This is a genomic window from Chloroflexus sp. (genome assembly GCF_034432675.1).
Lineage (GTDB): Bacteria > Chloroflexota > Chloroflexia > Chloroflexales > Chloroflexaceae > Chloroflexus.
On the sequence record NZ_DAOUBI010000081.1, the window covers coordinates 1 to 18,257 of the forward strand.

Here is an 18,257-nt window from a genome sequence, read left to right on the forward strand (position 1 = left end):
CACGGCTGGAGCGCACTCTGCCAACGAACCAGTCGCTCACAACAGCACCCATAGCGATCATCCCTGCTGATACGCGCATAGTTGACAGCAGGTATGGGTAAGCGTAGCCGGGTGGGAGAGGGGAGGGCAGACGTTTGATCCAGGGCTTTCTGGATAGGGTAGAGGTTGGGTTCGATCATCTGTCCTGGCCGTCCGTAAATGCCACTAGGGGCGGGAGCTTGCGCCTGGCTCCTCCCTCCAGCAATGGTACCGGCACCATGCGCACCTCCGGCGCACGCTCCCAGCTCCCGGCTGGGGAGCACGCCCATCATCACACCCCTGACCCGCTCCGGCACGCGGGCAATGCAGTATTCGCGTTATGGGTAATGCATAGCCCCGCTGAGTGCGGGGGAATGCCTCCGCCCAGCGGGGGCGCCTCTCCACAATTCCCCCCGCTGGAGATAGGTAAGAAGGGGGCGGAAGTCAATCTTGCTCTCGTAGGAGAATATTGAGGGAGAGAGACTAATGCACTGTGAACGGACGTCGATGGATGAGACAGGCCTACGTCACACCTGTACATCGGTAGCATTGATGCGGCGCGCCCCAGGAAAATCGACAAAGCGATAGCCAACGCCGCGTTCGGTCAGAATATACTTTGGATTGGATGGATCTTCTTCGATCTTCTGGCGCAGATAGGTGATGTACAAGCGCAGATAATGACTCTCGTCGCGGTATTCTGGCCCCCACACCTTACTCAGCAGCATCTCGTGGGTTAGCACGTAACCGGCATTCTGAACCAGATGGTAAAGCAGGCGGTATTCGGTTGGTCGCAAATTGACGCGCTTGCCATCGACCAACACTTCGCGGCGAGCAAAATCAATACTTAACCGGTCATCAACCTTCACCAGGGTTTGAGGGATGGGGGGTTGGGTGTAATGGCGGCGCAGGACTGCCCGAATACGGCTTACCAGTTCGCGCTGGCTGAAGGGCTTGCCAACATAGTCATCCGCCCCAAGTTCCAGACCACGCACCCGATCTTCTTCTTCGTCTTTGGCGGTAAGAATGATCACCGGTACCTGGGAGAAGCTGCGGATACGCCGGAGCGCCTCAAAACCGTCCATCACCGGCATCATAATGTCGAGCAAGACAATGTCGGGCATCTCTTCGCGCACCTTCTCAACCGCTTCGCGGCCATTGGTGGCGGTTGTCACCCGCATGCCTTCCAGTTCAAGATTCATGCGCATGAATGTGATCATGCGCGGCTCGTCATCAACGACGAGAACTAATTTGTCTTTTAATTCGCTCATGGCGCCATTGTACCACACGCTGCCAGCTTTGTCTGCCAATAAGGCGGCTCAGCAGCAAAATTCCTAACAGACCGCCAGCAATTAACGCCGGACGGGGGTCTTTGCTCAGCCACAGGTAGTGTATCACGGCCAGGATTGCGGCCAGGTAGACCAGGCGGTGCAGGCGGCGCCACCAGTGTTTTAGTCGCCGTTGCCAGCCACCGGTCGAGGTGATGGCAAGGGGCAAGAGGAGGGCAAAGGCCAGTAAACCGGCAATGATGTAGCGCTTCTCGCTGATTGTTTGCAGGATCAGGCTGAGATCGAAGCCGTAATCTAGGGCTACAAAGATGGCGAGGTGCAGGCCGGCATAGCCAAAACTGTAGAGGCCGAGCGGACGACGCCAGCGCATGACCTGCTTCCAGCCAAACCAACGGTTCAGCGGGGTGCACGCCAGGGTCGCCAGCAGGAGCATCAGGGCGAACCAGCCGGTACGTTGGGTCAAGTATTGGATCGGATTGACGGTTAGGCGATCAGCCAGCCCATCACCGATGAGTAATACGAGTGGGAGCAGGCCGATTATATGGGGAATGATGCGGAGTAAAGGCAATATGTGTGGTGCTGCTAGTTTGACAGACATAGGTTTGTAGGTTTCGACACCTGTGAATGTTCGTGGTTGGATGCCTATTTCAATATATCGCAGTTCCTTCAATCTGACCATACCATATGATGATGAAGAGGAGCTGGCTGACGACTATCAGATCATGGTGATGGCGATAGTAGCTCACCAATTCTTGATAGGCCAGATGATTATCGTATGTTGTAGCCATCATCAGCAGGGTGAGCGGTACAATACACCTTTGGTATTGATCACCTATGCATTACCCACATGGCACGCTGCGTTAGGCCGGGCTGCAAGCACTCCCCGTGGCGCGGGCTTCCAGCCCGTGTGCCGGTATCCTCTCCATCGCCGTGAGGTGCTGGCTGTAGCCGTTTGGTGTACAGACACGAATCTGGTGCAACAACACGTTTACGCGCAGGTAGCTCATTCATTTCTGACCGACTCGATGATCGTCACGAACACATCTAGCATCCCCGTGACTGGGATGGGGAACGGTGTCCCACGCGCCGGATCGTGAGCGTGGCTGGTGCGGCAGCATGGCTGCCGCACGCCAAACTTCGCGACACGCGCGTGACGAGCGGGCAAGGCAACCTATTCGGCGCGTGATGTCTGTTGGCGATTGGCAGGTGTTCATGCGCATGTGTGACGGGTTGGGAGTACGACAGCGCAGCTTTTTATGAAATAAGTTCTAGTAATTACGGGCCAGATCCATTCCGGCATACAGGGCAGCAACCTGTTCGGCATAGCCGTTGAAGAGCAACGTTTTGCGCCGGCCAGGCTCGCCGATGCGCCGTTCGGTGGCCTGCGACCAGCGTGGATGGGGAACGTCGGGATTGACGTTGGCGTAGAAGCCGTATTCATGCGGTGCGACTGCCATCCACAACGATACCGGCATGGTATCGGTTAGTTCAATTTTGACGATGGATTTGATGCTTTTGAAGCCGTATTTCCATGGAACTACCAGGCGTAGTGGGGCGCCATTTTGCGGCAAGAGGGTACGACCGTAGAGGCCGGTGCTCAGGATCGTTAAGTCGTGCATTGCCTCATCGAGGCGTAGTCCTTCAACATAGGGCCATGGGAAGAAGCGGTCACGCTGCCCTGGCATCTGATCAGGGTCGTAGAGGGTCTCGAAGCGAACGAACTGGGCCTGTACAGTTGGTTCGACGATAGTCAGCAGTTTGTGGAGCGGGAAACCCTGCCATGGGATGACCATTGACCACCCTTCGACGCAGCGTAGACGATAAATGCGCTCTTCCTGGTCGAACATCGAGAGGATATCTTCGATAGCAAAGATCCGTGGCTTGTGCACCATCCCTGTCACTTCTACCGTCCAGGGGTGGGACACAAAGCCAGCGGCCCGGCGTGCAACCGCTTCTTTGTCGGTCGTGAATTCGTAGAAGTTGTTGTAGTTGGTGATCTGCTCGAAGCTGTTGGCCGGATCGCCAAGCTCGTCGCGGGGGGTGGTATCGTCGGGTGCTACTGCCTGCCCCGGACGATCTGAGGGAACATTCAGACCACAGGCACTCAGCACGAGGCCGGCACCCAGTGCGCCTATGCCACCTAACAAAGCCCGTCGGCTCAGGTAGAGCGACTCTGGAGTTATCTCGGAAGAGCGAATTGAGGGATCGCGATACATAGCAGTCCTTTGCCGAATGTGGTTATCGAGAGAGTTGCCGTCAGCAAAACCACCACGGTTAGCCGACAACTAAATTCAACGGATGCCATCCTCGCCTTGTGCAGAGACGTACTACTGGTATTATACGGCCTGGAGCGGCAAATGGATGGACGTGGGACGTATGTTATTCATCCACCAGTGTCAAAATCAGCCGGCGTACCTGCCACAATCGTCGGTCGGCGCCCTCTGGCCGCACGTCGAGATCATCGCGAATCTGGCTTATCTGGAGGCGAATGGCGTCGATGGGGCCTTTTTGCTGCTCGGTGCTCAGGTTGTAAGCCCGATCCAGCGCCCGTCGGGCGGTCATCAATGCTCGATCTGCCTCGGCCATGTCGTTGCGCTGCAGGGCATTGACCGCCTCGTCGAGGGTGATGGCAGTGCGCAGCAGGTGGGTGGCAGTTCGTAAGCGGGCGTTTTCGGCCTGAAGATCGAGGATGGAGAGCCGGATCAATCCCTCGTCTACCGGCACCGGTGGCAAGGTCGGTTGGGGGGTAGGGATTGGGGTGGGGGGGATAGTCGGCGGTGGCGTGACCGTGGCAATCTGCGGTTCAGCCGGGATTGGTGCAGGCTGGAGCCAGGTTTGCAGCAGGGTGAAGAGGCCAAGGCTGATCAGAATAGTCAGCAGATGCGGTACCAACAGGCGGACGTAGTGTCGCCAGCGGGACGAGGGTGATGGTAGTGGCGATGATGTCGGCTCAGGAGATGACATTGCAGCCCAAAGGTGGAATGGATTATCTGCCGGCGTACCAGGATAGCCGCCACCGATCAACGGTAGGACGCAAAGCGGCTTATCCGTGGTAGCAATTGATAGCCACTTTGCGTCGTCCGCACCTCATAATCAAGACGGGAGTGCCTATTGCGCAGAGGCACCTTAAATCTCGTGGGCGAGAAGGATGGCCTGGGCAATCTCCTTCATCGACTTGCGGGTGTTCATCGAGAGCTGCTGAATCTTGCGGAAGGCCTCGGCCTCTTTCAAGCCCTGGGTGTCCATCAAGATGCCCTTGGCCCGCTCGACCAGTTTGCGCGTCTCAAGTGTCTCTTTCAGATCGGCAACCTGGCGATCCATCTCCAGAAACTCCTGATAGCGGGCAATGGCAATCTCAATCGCCGGTAGCAGTTCGGCTTCGCGGAAGGGCTTGACAATATAGTTCACGACACCGGCTTCTTTGGCCCGCTCGACCAGATCGCGGTCAGAGTAGGCCGTGAGCAGCAGCACCGGCGCAATCTTTTCTTCGGTCAAGATGCGAGCAGCTTGAATGCCGTCCAGTTTCGGCATTTTGATATCCATCAAGACCAGATCGGGGCGCAGCTCGCGGGCGAGATTGATCACACTCACACCGTCACCGGCTTCGCCAACCACCAGATAGCCAAGACTGACGAGAGTCTCTTTGAGGTTCATGCGGATGATGGACTCATCGTCGGCGATCACCAGTCGCGTCTGGGGCATACGCTCTTCTCCTCTATGTTGAGTAACAACCTGCAATTCCGCAGACAGGTATATGACGTTCGTTGATGCGAGCAGTATATCATTCAACTGTTTGCGAATCAACCGTCTGGAGACGGTTTTGTGCCCGGCTGACACTATTATATGCCAAGCAGTTTCCGCAGTAAATCATCGTCGTCGGGACGATGTCCCAGGGTAGCCCCAGAGTCGGCATCTGACCTGAACTGCTGTGTTGTTTCTTCAAATGGTATGTCCGGGGTGGTTGGTGCTGTCAGGTCAGCCGCCATTGGCGAGATTGTACCTGCCAGATCATTTTGCCAGCGTGACCATTCAGCGGGCGGGACATCGGCAGCGTTATCATCGGTCAGTGGGCCAAGCTCCGCCAGCCAGCGCTCGCGTTCGGCGGGTGGTAAATCATTCCACTCGACCGGTTGATCGCCGATATAGCCATCCAGACGACCCTGGCGGTGATCGGTGACCGACGCCTCATCGGCAGTATCGAACCATTCAGCCAGTTCGTCGCCGTTGAGCGGATCAATAGCCGATGGGGGCGAGGCAGCAGGCATACGGGAAGTATTTGGAGTTAGCGAAGCACGTAGTGTTTGCGGTCGGTTGTCAGCAGCCTGGCCGGTAGCCACCGCTGGTTCTGGCAAGTCTTGGGGTGGCTGAGTGTTGCGCGAGGCGGTGCGGGTTGGCTGGCGCCATCCCGGCGTCTGGCGCTGGATCGAGGACTGTCCGGGGTCACGACCTTTGAACATCTTGCCCAGCCAGGAACGTTTGGTAGTCTCAGTTTGTGGTGCCGGTTGACTGTCGCGACGTGAAAAACCGCGCAGTGACTCCTGCCAGGCATCACGTGCTGATGAATGGGCACCGGTGTCCATGCGATAACCACTCCGGGTAGAACGAGCCGCCGGTTGTACGTAGCGCTGGCTGAAAAGGTATAGATCGTACATTGCCGACAAAATCAGTCCAACCAATATCAATGACACGACAATCACTGCACCGAGAAGCAACGGAAATCCATCACCGCTGTTCTGCACTGCGCCGACCACCGTGACCGGTGATGTGACCGGTGTAGCGGTTGCCAGTGCAGTAGCACTCGCCGACGCAGGAGCCGTCGGACACAGCACCGCAGATACCTGTGAACCCACTTCACGCCCCAACAACCCCAAACGCACCTGCCAGAGTGGATCGGAGGGGAGCGGCACCATGGGATCACGCTCAAACCTGGCCCGTTCAAAGTACTGCACGATCAAATCACGTCCGGTATTGGAGTCACGTTCGGTCAGTGCGCCACTGATCGGATAGCCAAACACACTAATTCCACCATACCGTTCATAGAAACTGCGGAACAGCGGATCAGCAAAAGCGGACGGATCACTCAGATCGGTACGCGGTGTTACCGGCTGATCCGGATAACCAAGCCGAAAGGCGACGACCCCAACATGCGAGCCAAGTACCCGATTGGGCCAATCATTACCCGGATGCAACTCCAATCGCTGACGTTCAGTGTACAACACGGCAACCTCTTGACGACAATCACCGGCCAGCTCGCGGGTAACCGGCCCTAACGGAAGACCGAGCAACGCAATTCCCTCGATGAGAGAGCGGGCCTGTTCCCCACCAAAGGTCTGATAAAAGCGGGCAAAGTCGCCGGTAATCGGGGTTTGCGGTGCTTCCGGTAACACCAGTGCCGGACAAACTTCGATCTTGCCGGTTGGCGGTACGGGTGGCACAGCGTGCAATTGACCGGGATCACCCATCAGCAGGGCAAACTCACGCGGGACTGTTGGTAACGGCGTCGGCCCCTGGGCACCGTTACCAGGCGTGATCGGCAGATAACGAAGACCACTGACACGGGCTGCCCCGTCTTCATCGCGGGTCACACCGATGTACATGAGGGCAGCCGGGGTGGTAGCGGTACCGATCAGATCGCCGGCGGAGAATATGACCAGCCCTTCGCGATTCGCAGTGCGCACCCAATCGACCGTTGCGATCTCGCCGGGGATACTCCCAATCACCAGATCGGCACCGGCAGCAATCAGATTACGGGCAGCATTGATCCGGGCCTGGGGCGGATCAGGGTCGGTGGGTTGGCCCCAGGCTGCCATCACAACAACCAGATCGGTCTCCTGTCGGGCCTGTTCAATTGCAGCACTGATATTGGGCAAAACGCCGGCAGTATTGGCAAGTAGATGAATTTGATTGCGAGGATCGGCATTTCCTTCCAAACCCCAGCTTGCACTGAGAAAACCAAGGGTCAGCGGTGAAGCCGGATGGGGTACCGTCACCTTGAGAAAGGGGGGATGGGTCTCGCCACCTGACACTACACCGTGTTGAAAAATGCCGTAGCGGCTTAGATTTTGCAGGGTAGCATCAACACCAGTCGGGCCAAGAGCGAGCAAGCGCGGCTGAGCAGTTCCCAGTAAGAGCAGATTACTCTCGGCTAACGCAGGAGCCAGAGCAGGTAATGCCTCGCCGGCCAGTGGCCCGGCCAGCGTCGCCATAGCCAAATCGGCAGCCGTCAGGAATGGACGCAGTGCGGCAAAAGCCTCAGTGTAACTGGGTGTCTCAATCCCGCTGGGAATCAGCACATCAGGGATAACTGCACCGGCAACCGCCAGCGTGTACTGCACGGTATCACCTGCGCCACAGCGGTTGAGCGCCAATCGCGCACCTGCCGGCGGCTGCGCCTGGACAACCGGTGTGGTAAACAGCATCACCAAGACACTGAAAACTAGTAATAGCCGACCCGTCATTGTTGCCTCACCTCCGCCGGCACCCCGGCAGAGCGAACTATGGCAGGCATTCATGCCTGTACTGCAACAATTGTACTACAGGATCAGGCTGTCCGGTGAGACAGGCGGGAACCGGCCCAAACCAGTACAAAGATGGCAGTGCTGGTAAGCACAATAGCTGCGCCGGAAGCAATGCTAAAGTAATAGGAGGCGTAAAGACCAACAACCCCGGCGACGACTGCCAGTAATGCTGCTACCAGCATCATCGTGTGCATGCGATGGGTCAAGAAGGCAGCCGTTGCCGGTGGTGTGACCAAAATCGCCAGGGTTAAGGCCACCCCAACCGTCTGAATTGCCACCACAATCGACACGGCCAGCAACGCCAGCAACAGCAGATCGAAGAAGCGAACCGGCAAGCGCAGGGTGGTGGCCAGCACCGGATCAAACGTAACGACCATCAACTCCTTGTAGAAGAGGATGATGAGTGCGATGACGATCAGGCCCAACACGGCAATGCGCCAGAGATCATACTCGCTAACGCCGAGAATATTACCGAAGAGAAAATGTGATAGATCAACAGCCGAATTGCGTACCGTTGAAATCAAGGCCACTCCCAGGGCAAACATCGCGGCGAAGACGATACCAATGGCGGTATCCTCACGGATGCGGGCGGCGCGACTGATTGCCCCGATTGAGAATGAACTGACCAGTGCTGTGCCCAGTGCCCACCAGAAGAGTGCACCACGATCAGCACCGTTCAGAAGATAGCCGACTGCAATGCCGGGCAACATCGTATGCGCCAGCGCATCACCCAAGAAGGCCATGCCGCGCAGCACGACATAGACGCCAACCACCGCACAGATAACCCCGACCAGCAGCGCCGCCAGCAAGCCGCGTTGCATAAATGAGTAGGCCAGGGGGGCAGTAAAAAAATCGATCATAGACCGCCATCCGGATCAGGATTACAACAACTGTCAGCGACAGTAAGCAGCCCATCACCACTCTGCAAGAGATGAAGATGCCCGCCATAGGTAGCGACCAGATGGGCAGCGGTGAAGGCTGCGCGAGCCGGTGCGCACGCAATCAGGCTACGATTGAGAAGCATCACCCGATCAAAATAGCGCGCTGCCTGTTGCAGATCGTGCAGCGCCGTCAAGACAGTGACGCCTTCCTGACGTAGCGTAGCCAGGGTGCGAAAGATCTCGTCTTGCGAGGGAATATCCAGCCCAACCAGTGGTTCATCCATTAATAATAGGCGCGCTTCTTGCGCCAACGCTCGGGCCAGAAACACCCGTTGCTGCTGCCCTCCCGACAACTGACCGATCTGGCGATTGGCAAACGCTGCCAGCCCGACCCGTTCTAACGCTCGTTGGGCAAGCAGCCGGTCCTGACGGGAAGGGCGACGGAATAGACCAATACGACCGACCCGTCCCATTAAAACAACATCACTGACTGAGACCGGAAAGCGCCAGTCGATCTGCAAGCGCTGGGGCACGTAGGCAATCTCATTCGGCGCGACTCGCTCGTGACCGAAATAGCGAATCTCACCGCTGGTAATCGGTTGAAGGCCGGCGATAGCTTTCAGCAGGGTACTTTTACCGGCACCGTTTGGCCCGACAATTGCCACTTGCTCACCCACATTGATGGTCACTGAGACATCGTGTAGCGCCTCGTTCTGCCGGTAATGGACGGTGAGATGACGAATGTCTAAGGCTGGAACCGTCGTTACCGGATCGGCAACTGTCGGTGCGATGACTGATGAAGCTGTCATAATCGCCTTCCTTCAGGCATAAAAACCGGTGCAGCATCAGTGATGATGACCACCATCACTGATGCTGCTCTATTGTACGCGAGAACGTAGATTAACTGCGCAACCCATCAACAATTGTCTGGACATTAAAGCGCATGTAATCGAGGTACGTCGCACCTGGCCCATTCGCATCGGTCAGCGACTCGGTTAACACGGTGATAATGCGCACGCCGGTATCGCGAGCGACCTGCTCGGCGATCTGCTGATTCGCAACATCACCAACAAAGATGGCAGTCACACCATAGTCGGCAATCATGTCTTGCAATGCTGCCAGTTCCTGGGCCGAGGGGGCGGCACTCGAACTTACCCCAGGAATAATTGCCCCCAACTGGCGCAACCCGTACTTATCGGCCATATAGCCAAAGATAATGTGGTCAGAAACAATTAAACGCCGCTCTGCTGGGATAGTGGCAAATTGATCGGCAATCCAGCGATCAAGATCATCGAGCTGACGCTTATACTCGGTTGCACGAGTAGCGTATGTTTCAGCGTGATCTGGATCAAGACGGCTCAGAGTGGTATAGATCAGGTCAGTCCAGACTTTCACGTTAGCCGGATCCGTCCAGGTATGGGAGTCAACCGATCCTGCCCCATGTTCGTGGGCATGTTCATCACTGTGCTCATCACCATGCTCGTCGGCATGAGTATCGCTATGCTCGTCGGCATGGGTGTCACTAGTAGCACCGGCTTCCTCTGTCCCGTGATCGTCGGCGTGTTCTTCGTCGTGGGCATGATTGGTAGCTTCCGCTTCGGTCAATGTACGTAGGGCAAGGTTCGCCGACAAATCGACAACTTCGGCTTGCGTACCTGAACTTGCAATCAGACGATCAATAAACTCTTCATAGCCGGCACCGACCGTAAAGATAACTTGAGCTTCACTCACCCGTACCAAATCTTGGGGTGTCGGCTCAAAGCTGTGTGCATCGACCCCAATTGGGACAATTGTCTGGACTTGAACTCGATCACCACCGACCTGACGCACAATATCGGCCACAATGCTGGTGCTAGCTATGACCAGCAGCGGTTGTGCTGAGGTATCGTCCGCCGCCGGTGCAGCAGTGGGTTGACTTGCCGTGACCAGCGGTGCTTGCGCTGAGGTATTGTCCGCCGCCGGTGCAGCAGTGGGTTGACTTGCCGGTGTTTGCCCGCAGGCAGCTATAAACATTGCTGCTATCAGGAAAACGATCATCTGTTGTATGAATCGCATGCTTACCTCCATCTTTAATGAAACATTGTTTCAATAGAGATTATGTAGCAAAGGGCACCTGTTGTCAAATGCCAGCGGCACAGAATCGGGTCGCTAAGGAATGCAAGCAGTTCTACGCAAAACAAAATTGTGGTATACTGTAAAAAGAATATCTTCCCCATCAGTGTATTGCCCCGTCGCTCGTACGCGAGGCCAGGCCCTCAATGGAGGAGGATTGAAGTATGAAAGTAACAGTTCGTGATGCTGCCGCCCACGCCCGTCGGCTTGGTTACCACATCATTGCCGCAGAGCAGTTACGTGATACACGTTGTTTCCTGGTGCTTGCAGAGCCGGCGGGACAACCGTTCGCTGTTCTCATCCAACGTCGTGCGCTGATTACTGCTGCCGATGTGCAGGACTTTGCCGAAATGCTGTTTTTGCGCCGTTTGGATCGCGGCTTGTTGATTGCAGTGGATGGTGGATTTAGTAACGAAGCCCGACGGACTGCGCAGGAACTGCGTCAGGCGATGATTACGCTCACGACAGACATTCCTCCGGCAAGTGGCTTTGCAACTGCCGGCCTGAATCCGGTCGTTGATCTCCAGTAATCACCGGCACATATCTCGCTATCCTCAAGGGTGAGTGGGGACGTAGCGATCAGGGCACAAAATACCCGCGATTTTTCCATGCCCGGCTATGGTACAATAGGGCTATGACCGATCAACTGTTGTCGGCGGCCCAAACGCCGCATGATCTCGATTTTATCAGTCATAGTCCGACCCAGACTGAACGTATCGGTGTGCGCCTTGGTCACCTGCTGCACGCCGGTGATTCGGTGTTGCTTTCAGGTCAACTCGGTGCCGGCAAAACCCATCTCATTAAAGGTATAGCTCGTGGCCTCGGCTACGACGGCCTGGTGACCAGCCCAACCTTTGTCTTGATCAATGAATATCGGGCCGATACTGCCCATGGACGGCTACCGATCTATCACATCGATCTCTACCGGGTGCGTGATGTGACCGAATTGACCACGATTGGTCTTGATGAACTCTGGTTGAGTGAAGGCATCTGTTTGATTGAATGGCCCGAACGAGCCGCGTCAGCAATGCCGGCAGAACATTTACACATCGTGCTCAGCCATGTGAGCGAGACCAAGCGGCAGATACGGCTGACGCCCCGTGGGATGCGTTACCGTGAACTACTGCTCAGGTTTAAGGAGGAGACGTTCGGCTAATGTTGCTCGCTATCGACACCGCTACCGCACTGACCGGTCTTGCTCTCTATGATGCGCACGGTCCATTAGCCGAAAGCGTCTGGGAGTCGGGACGTAATCATACTGCGCAACTCTTGCCACAAATCGATGCGATCCTGCGCTACATCGGCGCAACACCAGCCGACGTGACCGTGCTGGCGGTCGGATTGGGGCCGGGGAGCTGGAGTGGTCTGCGGGTAGGGTTGAGTCTGGCGAAGGGGATGGCACTGGCCGGCGATCTGCCATTGATTGGGATTGCAACACTTGAGGCGTTGGCGTACCAGTACGCACCGACCCCATTGCCGGTCTATCCACTGATACGGCTGGGGCGTGATCGTTATGCGACGGCTCCGTTTGTGGCGCAGGATCGCCTTGAGCGTCTGGCGCCTGATCGTAATCTCACGCTCGCTGAACTCTTTGCCGACGTAAGTGGGCGTGCGCTCTTTTGTGGTGATCTCGATGCAACGACGATAGCCGCCCTGCAACGCGGTTTGGGTGAGCGGGCTGTGTTGCCGGCACCGGCAGCCCGCTTGCGGCGCCCGGCGTATCTTGCCGAACTGGCCTGGCAGCGCCATCTTGCGCGTGATTACGATGATCTGGCTACGCTTGAACCCCGGTACCTCGGTGCGCCGGTGCGAACACCGGCGCAACATACCTGAAGCAGGTTGTTATGTTTTGTCTTGCAAAGGTCGCGGAGCGGTTCGGTTGTCCGTGAGACCAGATAGTCACGAGCTGTAGATCGCTCTTGTAATGACAGGCAGGCCTGTACCTCTGCCTGGCTATAGCGGTTTCAAGCTGGTGTCGGAACCATGTGTCTCCGCCATTCAACTTGCCACTCATCTACGCTTCGCCGATAATGACGGTATAGTATGTGTAGATGTTTGCCGGCAGCGGCCGTTGATCCAATTGCCATGGGGGGAATGCCATGTCTGCCCTACGCCGATTTGAACAGTTTATGGAGCAGATGGTCGAAGGATCGGTAGCGCGTATCTTCCGCAGTACGATCCAGCCGGTCGAGATTGCGCGTCGGTTAGAGAAGGCGATGGAGAGCAACCAGACAATTAGTGTCAAGCGCGTGATTGTGCCGAGCAGCTACCGGGCCTTTTTGAATCCGCAAGACTTCGCGATCTTTCAACCGGTACGCCAGCAGATCGAGCAGGAACTGGCAACCTACCTGAGTGAGCTGGCCGCCGAACGCAATTTCACGATGCTCGATCATCCGCGGGTGGTAATCACGGAAGATCCGGCCGTCCCCCGGCGTTCGATCCAGGTCGAGGCCGAGATGCGCGACAATCAATCCGATCAGCCGACGATGACAATGATTATGCAAAGCGACCGCGCCCCCGGACGGTCATCAGGTGCTTTTTTTCTCTTGCAGATCGGCAATGCACCACAGGCGCTGCCCATTGCCACCACAACGGTTACTATCGGACGTGGCCTGGATAACGATATTATTCTGGAAGACACGCGAGTCTCACGAAAACACGCCCAACTGCGTTATCGCCAGCGTCGCTTCTGGCTGACCGACCTGGGGAGTACGAATGGTACCTTTGTGAATGGTGAACGGATCAGTGAACGGGCACTCCGTGATGGTGACGTGGTTTCGCTGGGTGGGCTGGAACTGACGTTTCGTGAGGGCTGATCCATGTTTTTCGATATTGCCAGCATCTCGATTGGAATTATCCTGCTTTTGCTGCGCGTGGCAGTTGTGTTTCTCCTCTACTTTTTTCTCTGGCAAGTGGTTCAGGTAATCCGGCGCGATCTCGCCCAAACATCGGCTGCCCCCACGCTCGCCAGTCCCTACGGACAACTGGTTGTCACCAGCTCTGGGCAGAGCGGAGTCGCTGTCGGCAAGGTCTTTCCATTGAATCCGGTGACGGTGATTGGCCGTAGCCCGCATTGCGATATTGTCCTCAACGACTCATTCCTCTCCAGCGAACATGCCCGGTTGGAAAAGCGGGGAGGAGTCTGGTTGCTTGAAGACTTGAATAGCACGAATGGAACCTTTCTCAACGGCTTTGAAGTAGCCGGACTGACAGAAGTGCATCCCGGTGACGCGATTCGCGTTGGCCGGGTCGAGCTACGCCTGGAACAGGGAGTGGCCTGAGCGGGTTTCAGGCTGACCAGTTCAGCACAGGCCAATGAGTTGTCCTGTCAGCGAGTGAAAAGCACACCGGTTCTGTCAGTGCGCAGACCATTCCTCACATCGACGATAAGTGCATAGCCTTTTGTTATGAGTTTAATGCGAATCTGGTATAGATTTGCTGACAAATCGCTCTGTTATAGCCAAAGCGCGTTCTGGCCTGATCTGCACCAGCATCCGCGAAAGAGTTCGTAAATCTTCGTGCTTGATTGTCAATTGTTCACGCTGGGTACTGTCCATCTTGTGAGCATTGCGACGTATTTGTGATATACTTCTCATTACCTTCACACGTTACTGCATCACGGAGGATAGGCAATGCTGGCCAATTATGCGTTGATAGGCATCTTCCTTGTTGCTGCAATCAGCTTTCCGTTGATACCGTTGGTTTTAGCCTTCTTTCTGCGTCCTAAACGGCCAACACCGCTCAAGACCAGTACGTATGAGTGTGGTCTGGAAGCGATAGGTGATGTTCACGTGCAATTCAAGGTGCAATACTACCTCTACGCACTGGCCTTTGTGATTTTCGATATCGAAGTGATATTTTTGTATCCGTGGGCAGTAGCATTTAATGTAGTGGGTCTTTACGGCCTGATTGCAGCGACCATCTTCCTCCTGATGCTGTTTGCCGGTTTGCTCTACGAGTGGCGTAAAGGCGCCCTAGAGTGGGTGTAACCATGGCTGAGATTGATCCAACCCAGCTCGAACTCGAACGCCAGGGTATCTTGTTGACGACGGTGAACCGGTTTTATAACTGGGGGCGTCGTTCATCGATCTGGCCAATGGCATTTGGGCTGGCGTGTTGTGCGATTGAGATGATGGCGTTCGGGTTGAGTCGCTATGACGTTGCCCGGTTTGGCGCCGAGCTATTTCGCGCGTCGCCGCGGCAGGCCGATCTGATGATCGTCGCCGGCACGGTGACGAAGAAGATGGCCCCCCAGGTGGTGCGGCTCTACAATCAGATGGCCGAACCGCGGTATGTGATCTCGATGGGGGCCTGCGCAACATCCGGTGGCCCCTTCCGTGATGGGTACAATGTTCTGCGTGGTATCGACTTGTTGATTCCAGTTGATGTGTATGTACCCGGCTGCCCCCCACGCCCTGAAGCACTCCTGCACGCTCTGATGACGTTGCAAGAGCAGATTGACCGGCAGAAGCTTGGGCGAGTGCGCTGGTACGGGAGTGGCGATAAGCCGCAGACGGGCGACTTTCCGGTACCAGCTTTTGGGGCGAAGGGATTGGAAATCGACGGCAAGCTGGTCGATCCGGTTGGTGGGTTGCCGTTGCTCAGCCCATATACATCGCCGAGCCATGGCGAGCACCGTTCGGGGCAGATCGAGCATCCTGAAGTGGTACGCCAGTTCCCGATCATGGATCCTGAAGTAGAGCTTGAGAATGCGCTCAAGGCGCGCGGGATCGCTCCTGAGATCGCAGCCGACGACTTGAAACGGAGTGTGGTGAACGATGCCTGAACTGACACCAACCGATCTGCGGACACGACTGGCCACGGCGCTGCCGGAGGCCCTGATCGAGGTGGAACCCCTGGCGATCACGCCACCACCTGCTCACGGCCCCCAACCCGGTCTGTTTCATCCACCCGATCCGTTTATTTACCCCGATCATCTCGTTGCGGCAGCCCTTTTTGTGCGCGATACGCTCGGTTATACCTTTCTGTCCGATATTGCCGTGGTCGATTACCTTCACGCCGGCTGTTTTGAGCTAGTCTATCGGTTCTACCATCCGGCCGGCGGTCCGGGTATTGTGTTACGGGTACGGGTACCACGGGATGCGCCTTCCGTGCCATCACTCACGCCATACTGGCCGGCAGCTAACTTTCATGAGCGTGAGGCGTTCGATCTGTTTGGCATCGAATTTGTCGGCCATCCATACCTGCGGCGCATCTATATGTGGGACGAGTTTGAAGGTTTTCCCATGCGCAAAGATTTTCCTCGACAGGGAGACAAATATCTGGGCAGTGATGAATAGACAGTCTTGATTATCAATCTATTGTTCATACCTTCGCTCGTAGAAGCGATACCTATAGAGAACTGGTGTCGATATGCTCCAAACGCAAGAGCTGCAAGTCAATATTGGGCCACAACATCCATCAACCCATGGTGTCTTCCGCATGCTGGTGACGGTTGATGGTGAGACGGTGGTTGATCTTAAGCCGGTGTTCGGGTATCTGCACCGCAATCACGAGCAGATTGCCGAAGCGAATTCGTATCTGCAAAATATGCCCTATACCGACCGGCTCGACTATTTTAATTCGATGGCCAACAATCACGCCTATGCGATGGCGGTTGAGCGATTGGCCGGGATTGAGGTGCCTGAACGGGCAGAGTATATCCGGGTGCTGATGGTCGAGCTAACCCGTATCCTCAATCATGCGAGTGCGGTTGGTTTCATGATCAACGATATGGGGGCCTGGCAGACGCCATTGGCATTCGGGATGCGCGAGCGTGAAAAGATTCTCGATCTGTTCGAGATGGCAAGCGGCGCCCGTTTGATGTGCAACTATTTTCGCTTCGGCGGTGTGGTGCGCGATCTACCCCCTGAATTCATTCCCAATTTGCGCGAGTTGCTAATCGCACTGCCGGCCTATATCGATGAGCTAGAGCGGTTATTACGTGATAATGAGATTCTGTTACAACGGGCAATCGGTATCGGTATCCTACCCCGTGAAGTAGCACTCTCGTATGGTGTGACCGGCCCGGTGTTGCGCGGTTCGGGCATTCCCTACGATGTACGCAAAGCCGAACCGTACAGTGTTTACGACCGCTTTGATTTCGATATTCCCGTCGGTAAAGTGGGCGATGTGTATGACCGTTTTCTGGTACGCATTGAAGAGATGCGCCAGAGCAAACGGATTATTGAACAGGTGCTTGAGCAATTGCCAGATGCGAAGGGCGGGCATATCAACCCCAAGGCCCGCCAGAATGTCCGGCCACCGGTCGGTGATGCGTATGCCCGCATTGAGTCGCCAAAAGGCGAATTGGGCTTCTATCTGGTCAGCGACGGGAGTGGGAAACCGTACCGTTACAAAGTGCGGGCACCGTCGTTTATCAACCTAACACCCCTGGCCGATATGTGTCGTGGATACAAGGTGGCCGATATTGTAGTCATTCTCGGCAGTATCGACATCGTGATGGGAGAGGTGGATCGATGACAACACCACCATTCGAGATAGAGATTCTACGTGGGCGCGTGATTGAGGTGCAGCGTGATGACAACCGTGTCCGACGGGGCAGTGGTCTGCTGCGCGGAATGGCAGTGATCTGGAAGCACTGGAAGGAGTCGTTCCGCCTAAACCGCAGCTATCGGCAGATTCACGGCACCTTTACCATTGAGTATCCCGAAGAGCGACCACGCATCCCCGAAGCCTACCGCAACATGCCCATCCTCCTCTACGACGACGAAACTGGTCACGAACTCTGTACCTCGTGCTTTCAGTGTGAACGCATTTGCCCGCCACAAGTGATTCATATGACGCAGGCGAAGGACCCGGCTACCGGTAAACCGGTACCGGCGGTAGCCGAGTTTATCATCGAGTACGATGCCTGCATGAGCTGTGGTTTCTGCGCCGAAGTCTGTCCGTTCGATGCGATCAAGATGGATCACGAGTTCGAGTTATCGACCGACGACCACAGCGGTCTGACCGTGCATAAAGCGCAACTGAACCGGCCCATCAGTTACTACGAGAAGATCGCTCCCACAATGTGGGCCGAAGTTCGCGAGGGTGCATTGAAGAAGCTTCAGGGTAACATTCGCCGGCGGCCAGACGTGATCGGGATTGCCCCCCATCTGACCGAGCGGATTGCTGCCCGGCGGGCGGAACTGGCTGTGCAGGCACCTGCTTCACCACCGGAAGCGGCTACACCAGCAGCTTCCGCCGAGGCTCGTAAACTATCCCCTGAAGAGAAGGCGGCGAAACTGGCGGCGATCCGGGCGGCAAATGCTGCCCAGGCCAGTGATGGACCTCCCTCTGCAGACGGTGCATCAGCGGCAGCGACTCCCACCGACGACAAAGCGGCACGGTTGGCAGCTATCCGAGCGGCCAATGCGGCGAAGCGAAAACAGGTTGAGGAACAAGCGCGTGACGGTTCGGGAGAGGAAGCATAACCCGAC

19 protein-coding genes are annotated in these 18,257 nt (G+C 56.2%); 10 read left to right on the plus strand and 9 right to left on the minus strand.

Translation table 11 applies throughout. The features are described 5' to 3' along the window. Positions 1-545 precede the first annotated feature (545 nt). The 9 genes from VAE55_RS06375 to VAE55_RS06415 form a co-directional block, all read right to left on the minus strand. Positions 546-1,286 carry a response regulator transcription factor gene (locus VAE55_RS06375; protein ID WP_322814966.1) on the minus strand — a complete coding sequence of 247 codons (741 nt, stop codon included), beginning with the start codon at positions 1,284-1,286 and terminating at the stop codon, positions 546-548. Then, a complete protein-coding gene (locus VAE55_RS06380) occupies positions 1,249-1,902 on the minus strand; it encodes a sulfite oxidase heme-binding subunit YedZ (protein ID WP_322814967.1) in 654 nt (217 codons plus the stop codon). The genes VAE55_RS06375 and VAE55_RS06380 overlap by 38 nt, the downstream gene beginning before the upstream one ends. Positions 1,903-2,572: 670 nt before the next feature. Then, positions 2,573-3,520 (minus strand): protein-methionine-sulfoxide reductase catalytic subunit MsrP, encoded by a 948-nt coding sequence (gene msrP / locus VAE55_RS06385; RefSeq protein WP_322814968.1) that lies wholly within the window; start codon positions 3,518-3,520, stop codon positions 2,573-2,575. Positions 3,521-3,683: 163 nt separating this feature from the next. Then, complete coding sequence (locus VAE55_RS06390) at positions 3,684-4,268, minus strand: hypothetical protein (RefSeq protein WP_322814969.1); 585 nt, start codon at positions 4,266-4,268, stop codon at positions 3,684-3,686. A 162-nt stretch (positions 4,269-4,430) separates the two neighbouring features. Continuing rightward, positions 4,431-5,006: an ANTAR domain-containing response regulator gene (locus tag VAE55_RS06395; RefSeq protein WP_012257866.1), complete on the minus strand. Its 576-nt coding sequence runs from the start codon at positions 5,004-5,006 to the stop codon at positions 4,431-4,433. A gap of 137 nt (positions 5,007-5,143) precedes the next feature. After that, positions 5,144-7,762, minus strand: a complete 2,619-nt coding sequence (locus VAE55_RS06400) for a CapA family protein (RefSeq protein ID WP_322814970.1) — start codon at positions 7,760-7,762, stop codon at positions 5,144-5,146. 83 nt (positions 7,763-7,845) lie between these two features. Then, entirely contained in the window at positions 7,846-8,682 is an 837-nt protein-coding gene (locus tag VAE55_RS06405) for a metal ABC transporter permease (protein WP_322814971.1), read from the minus strand. Beyond that, positions 8,679-9,512: a metal ABC transporter ATP-binding protein gene (locus VAE55_RS06410; RefSeq protein WP_322814972.1), complete on the minus strand. Its 834-nt coding sequence runs from the start codon at positions 9,510-9,512 to the stop codon at positions 8,679-8,681. Before VAE55_RS06410 ends, VAE55_RS06405 begins: the two co-directional genes overlap by 4 nt. A gap of 91 nt (positions 9,513-9,603) precedes the next feature. Continuing rightward, positions 9,604-10,758, minus strand: coding sequence for a metal ABC transporter substrate-binding protein (locus VAE55_RS06415; RefSeq protein WP_322814973.1), 1,155 nt, complete (start codon positions 10,756-10,758; stop codon positions 9,604-9,606). A gap of 221 nt (positions 10,759-10,979) precedes the next feature. Between VAE55_RS06415 and VAE55_RS06420 the strand changes: the two genes are divergently transcribed. The 10 genes from VAE55_RS06420 to VAE55_RS06465 all read left to right on the plus strand — a co-directional run bounded on the left by VAE55_RS06420 (position 10,980) and on the right by VAE55_RS06465 (position 18,251). Beyond that, a complete protein-coding gene (locus VAE55_RS06420) occupies positions 10,980-11,345 on the plus strand; it encodes a restriction endonuclease (protein WP_322814974.1) in 366 nt (121 codons plus the stop codon). 104 nt (positions 11,346-11,449) lie between these two features. Beyond that, complete coding sequence (tsaE, locus tag VAE55_RS06425) at positions 11,450-11,971, plus strand: tRNA (adenosine(37)-N6)-threonylcarbamoyltransferase complex ATPase subunit type 1 TsaE (protein WP_322814975.1); 522 nt, start codon at positions 11,450-11,452, stop codon at positions 11,969-11,971. Further along, entirely contained in the window at positions 11,971-12,648 is a 678-nt protein-coding gene (gene tsaB / locus VAE55_RS06430) for a tRNA (adenosine(37)-N6)-threonylcarbamoyltransferase complex dimerization subunit type 1 TsaB (protein ID WP_322814976.1), read from the plus strand. Before tsaE ends, tsaB begins: the two co-directional genes overlap by 1 nt. Positions 12,649-12,914: 266 nt before the next feature. Continuing rightward, positions 12,915-13,631 (plus strand): FhaA domain-containing protein, encoded by a 717-nt coding sequence (locus tag VAE55_RS06435; protein WP_012257858.1) that lies wholly within the window; start codon positions 12,915-12,917, stop codon positions 13,629-13,631. Between the two features lie 3 nt (positions 13,632-13,634). Then, positions 13,635-14,096: an FHA domain-containing protein gene (locus VAE55_RS06440; protein ID WP_322814977.1), complete on the plus strand. Its 462-nt coding sequence runs from the start codon at positions 13,635-13,637 to the stop codon at positions 14,094-14,096. Between the two features lie 351 nt (positions 14,097-14,447). Then, the gene (locus VAE55_RS06445; protein ID WP_322814978.1) at positions 14,448-14,804 is read left to right on the plus strand and encodes an NADH-quinone oxidoreductase subunit A; all 357 of its coding nucleotides are present in this window, start codon (positions 14,448-14,450) and stop codon (positions 14,802-14,804) included. 2 nt (positions 14,805-14,806) lie between these two features. After that, positions 14,807-15,601, plus strand: a complete 795-nt coding sequence (locus VAE55_RS06450; RefSeq protein WP_322814979.1) for an NADH-quinone oxidoreductase subunit B — start codon at positions 14,807-14,809, stop codon at positions 15,599-15,601. Then, entirely contained in the window at positions 15,594-16,115 is a 522-nt protein-coding gene (locus tag VAE55_RS06455) for an NADH-quinone oxidoreductase subunit C (RefSeq protein WP_322814980.1), read from the plus strand. Before VAE55_RS06450 ends, VAE55_RS06455 begins: the two co-directional genes overlap by 8 nt. 73 nt (positions 16,116-16,188) lie before the next feature. After that, entirely contained in the window at positions 16,189-17,298 is a 1,110-nt protein-coding gene (locus tag VAE55_RS06460; RefSeq protein WP_012257853.1) for an NADH-quinone oxidoreductase subunit D, read from the plus strand. Then, entirely contained in the window at positions 17,295-18,251 is a 957-nt protein-coding gene (locus VAE55_RS06465; RefSeq protein WP_322814981.1) for a 4Fe-4S dicluster domain-containing protein, read from the plus strand. The genes VAE55_RS06460 and VAE55_RS06465 overlap by 4 nt, the downstream gene beginning before the upstream one ends. Positions 18,252-18,257: the final 6 nt, after the last annotated feature.

Bases quoted from the DNA above. Each gene is read 5' to 3' on its own strand.
- VAE55_RS06375 (WP_322814966.1), bottom strand. From the start codon at position 1,286: ATGAGCGAATTAAAAGACAAATTAGTTCTCGTCGTTGATGACGAGCCG.
- VAE55_RS06380 (WP_322814967.1), bottom strand. From the start codon at position 1,902: ATGTCTGTCAAACTAGCAGCACCACACATATTGCCTTTACTCCGCATC.
- msrP (WP_322814968.1), bottom strand. From the start codon at position 3,520: ATGTATCGCGATCCCTCAATTCGCTCTTCCGAGATAACTCCAGAGTCG.
- VAE55_RS06390 (WP_322814969.1), bottom strand. From the start codon at position 4,268: ATGTCATCTCCTGAGCCGACATCATCGCCACTACCATCACCCTCGTCC.
- VAE55_RS06395 (WP_012257866.1), bottom strand. From the start codon at position 5,006: ATGCCCCAGACGCGACTGGTGATCGCCGACGATGAGTCCATCATCCGC.
- VAE55_RS06400 (WP_322814970.1), bottom strand. From the start codon at position 7,762: ATGACGGGTCGGCTATTACTAGTTTTCAGTGTCTTGGTGATGCTGTTT.
- VAE55_RS06405 (WP_322814971.1), bottom strand. From the start codon at position 8,682: ATGATCGATTTTTTTACTGCCCCCCTGGCCTACTCATTTATGCAACGC.
- VAE55_RS06410 (WP_322814972.1), bottom strand. From the start codon at position 9,512: ATGACAGCTTCATCAGTCATCGCACCGACAGTTGCCGATCCGGTAACG.
- VAE55_RS06415 (WP_322814973.1), bottom strand. From the start codon at position 10,758: ATGCGATTCATACAACAGATGATCGTTTTCCTGATAGCAGCAATGTTT.
- VAE55_RS06420 (WP_322814974.1), top strand. From the start codon at position 10,980: ATGAAAGTAACAGTTCGTGATGCTGCCGCCCACGCCCGTCGGCTTGGT.
- tsaE (WP_322814975.1), top strand. From the start codon at position 11,450: ATGACCGATCAACTGTTGTCGGCGGCCCAAACGCCGCATGATCTCGAT.
- tsaB (WP_322814976.1), top strand. From the start codon at position 11,971: ATGTTGCTCGCTATCGACACCGCTACCGCACTGACCGGTCTTGCTCTC.
- VAE55_RS06435 (WP_012257858.1), top strand. From the start codon at position 12,915: ATGTCTGCCCTACGCCGATTTGAACAGTTTATGGAGCAGATGGTCGAA.
- VAE55_RS06440 (WP_322814977.1), top strand. From the start codon at position 13,635: ATGTTTTTCGATATTGCCAGCATCTCGATTGGAATTATCCTGCTTTTG.
- VAE55_RS06445 (WP_322814978.1), top strand. From the start codon at position 14,448: ATGCTGGCCAATTATGCGTTGATAGGCATCTTCCTTGTTGCTGCAATC.
- VAE55_RS06450 (WP_322814979.1), top strand. From the start codon at position 14,807: ATGGCTGAGATTGATCCAACCCAGCTCGAACTCGAACGCCAGGGTATC.
- VAE55_RS06455 (WP_322814980.1), top strand. From the start codon at position 15,594: ATGCCTGAACTGACACCAACCGATCTGCGGACACGACTGGCCACGGCG.
- VAE55_RS06460 (WP_012257853.1), top strand. From the start codon at position 16,189: ATGCTCCAAACGCAAGAGCTGCAAGTCAATATTGGGCCACAACATCCA.
- VAE55_RS06465 (WP_322814981.1), top strand. From the start codon at position 17,295: ATGACAACACCACCATTCGAGATAGAGATTCTACGTGGGCGCGTGATT.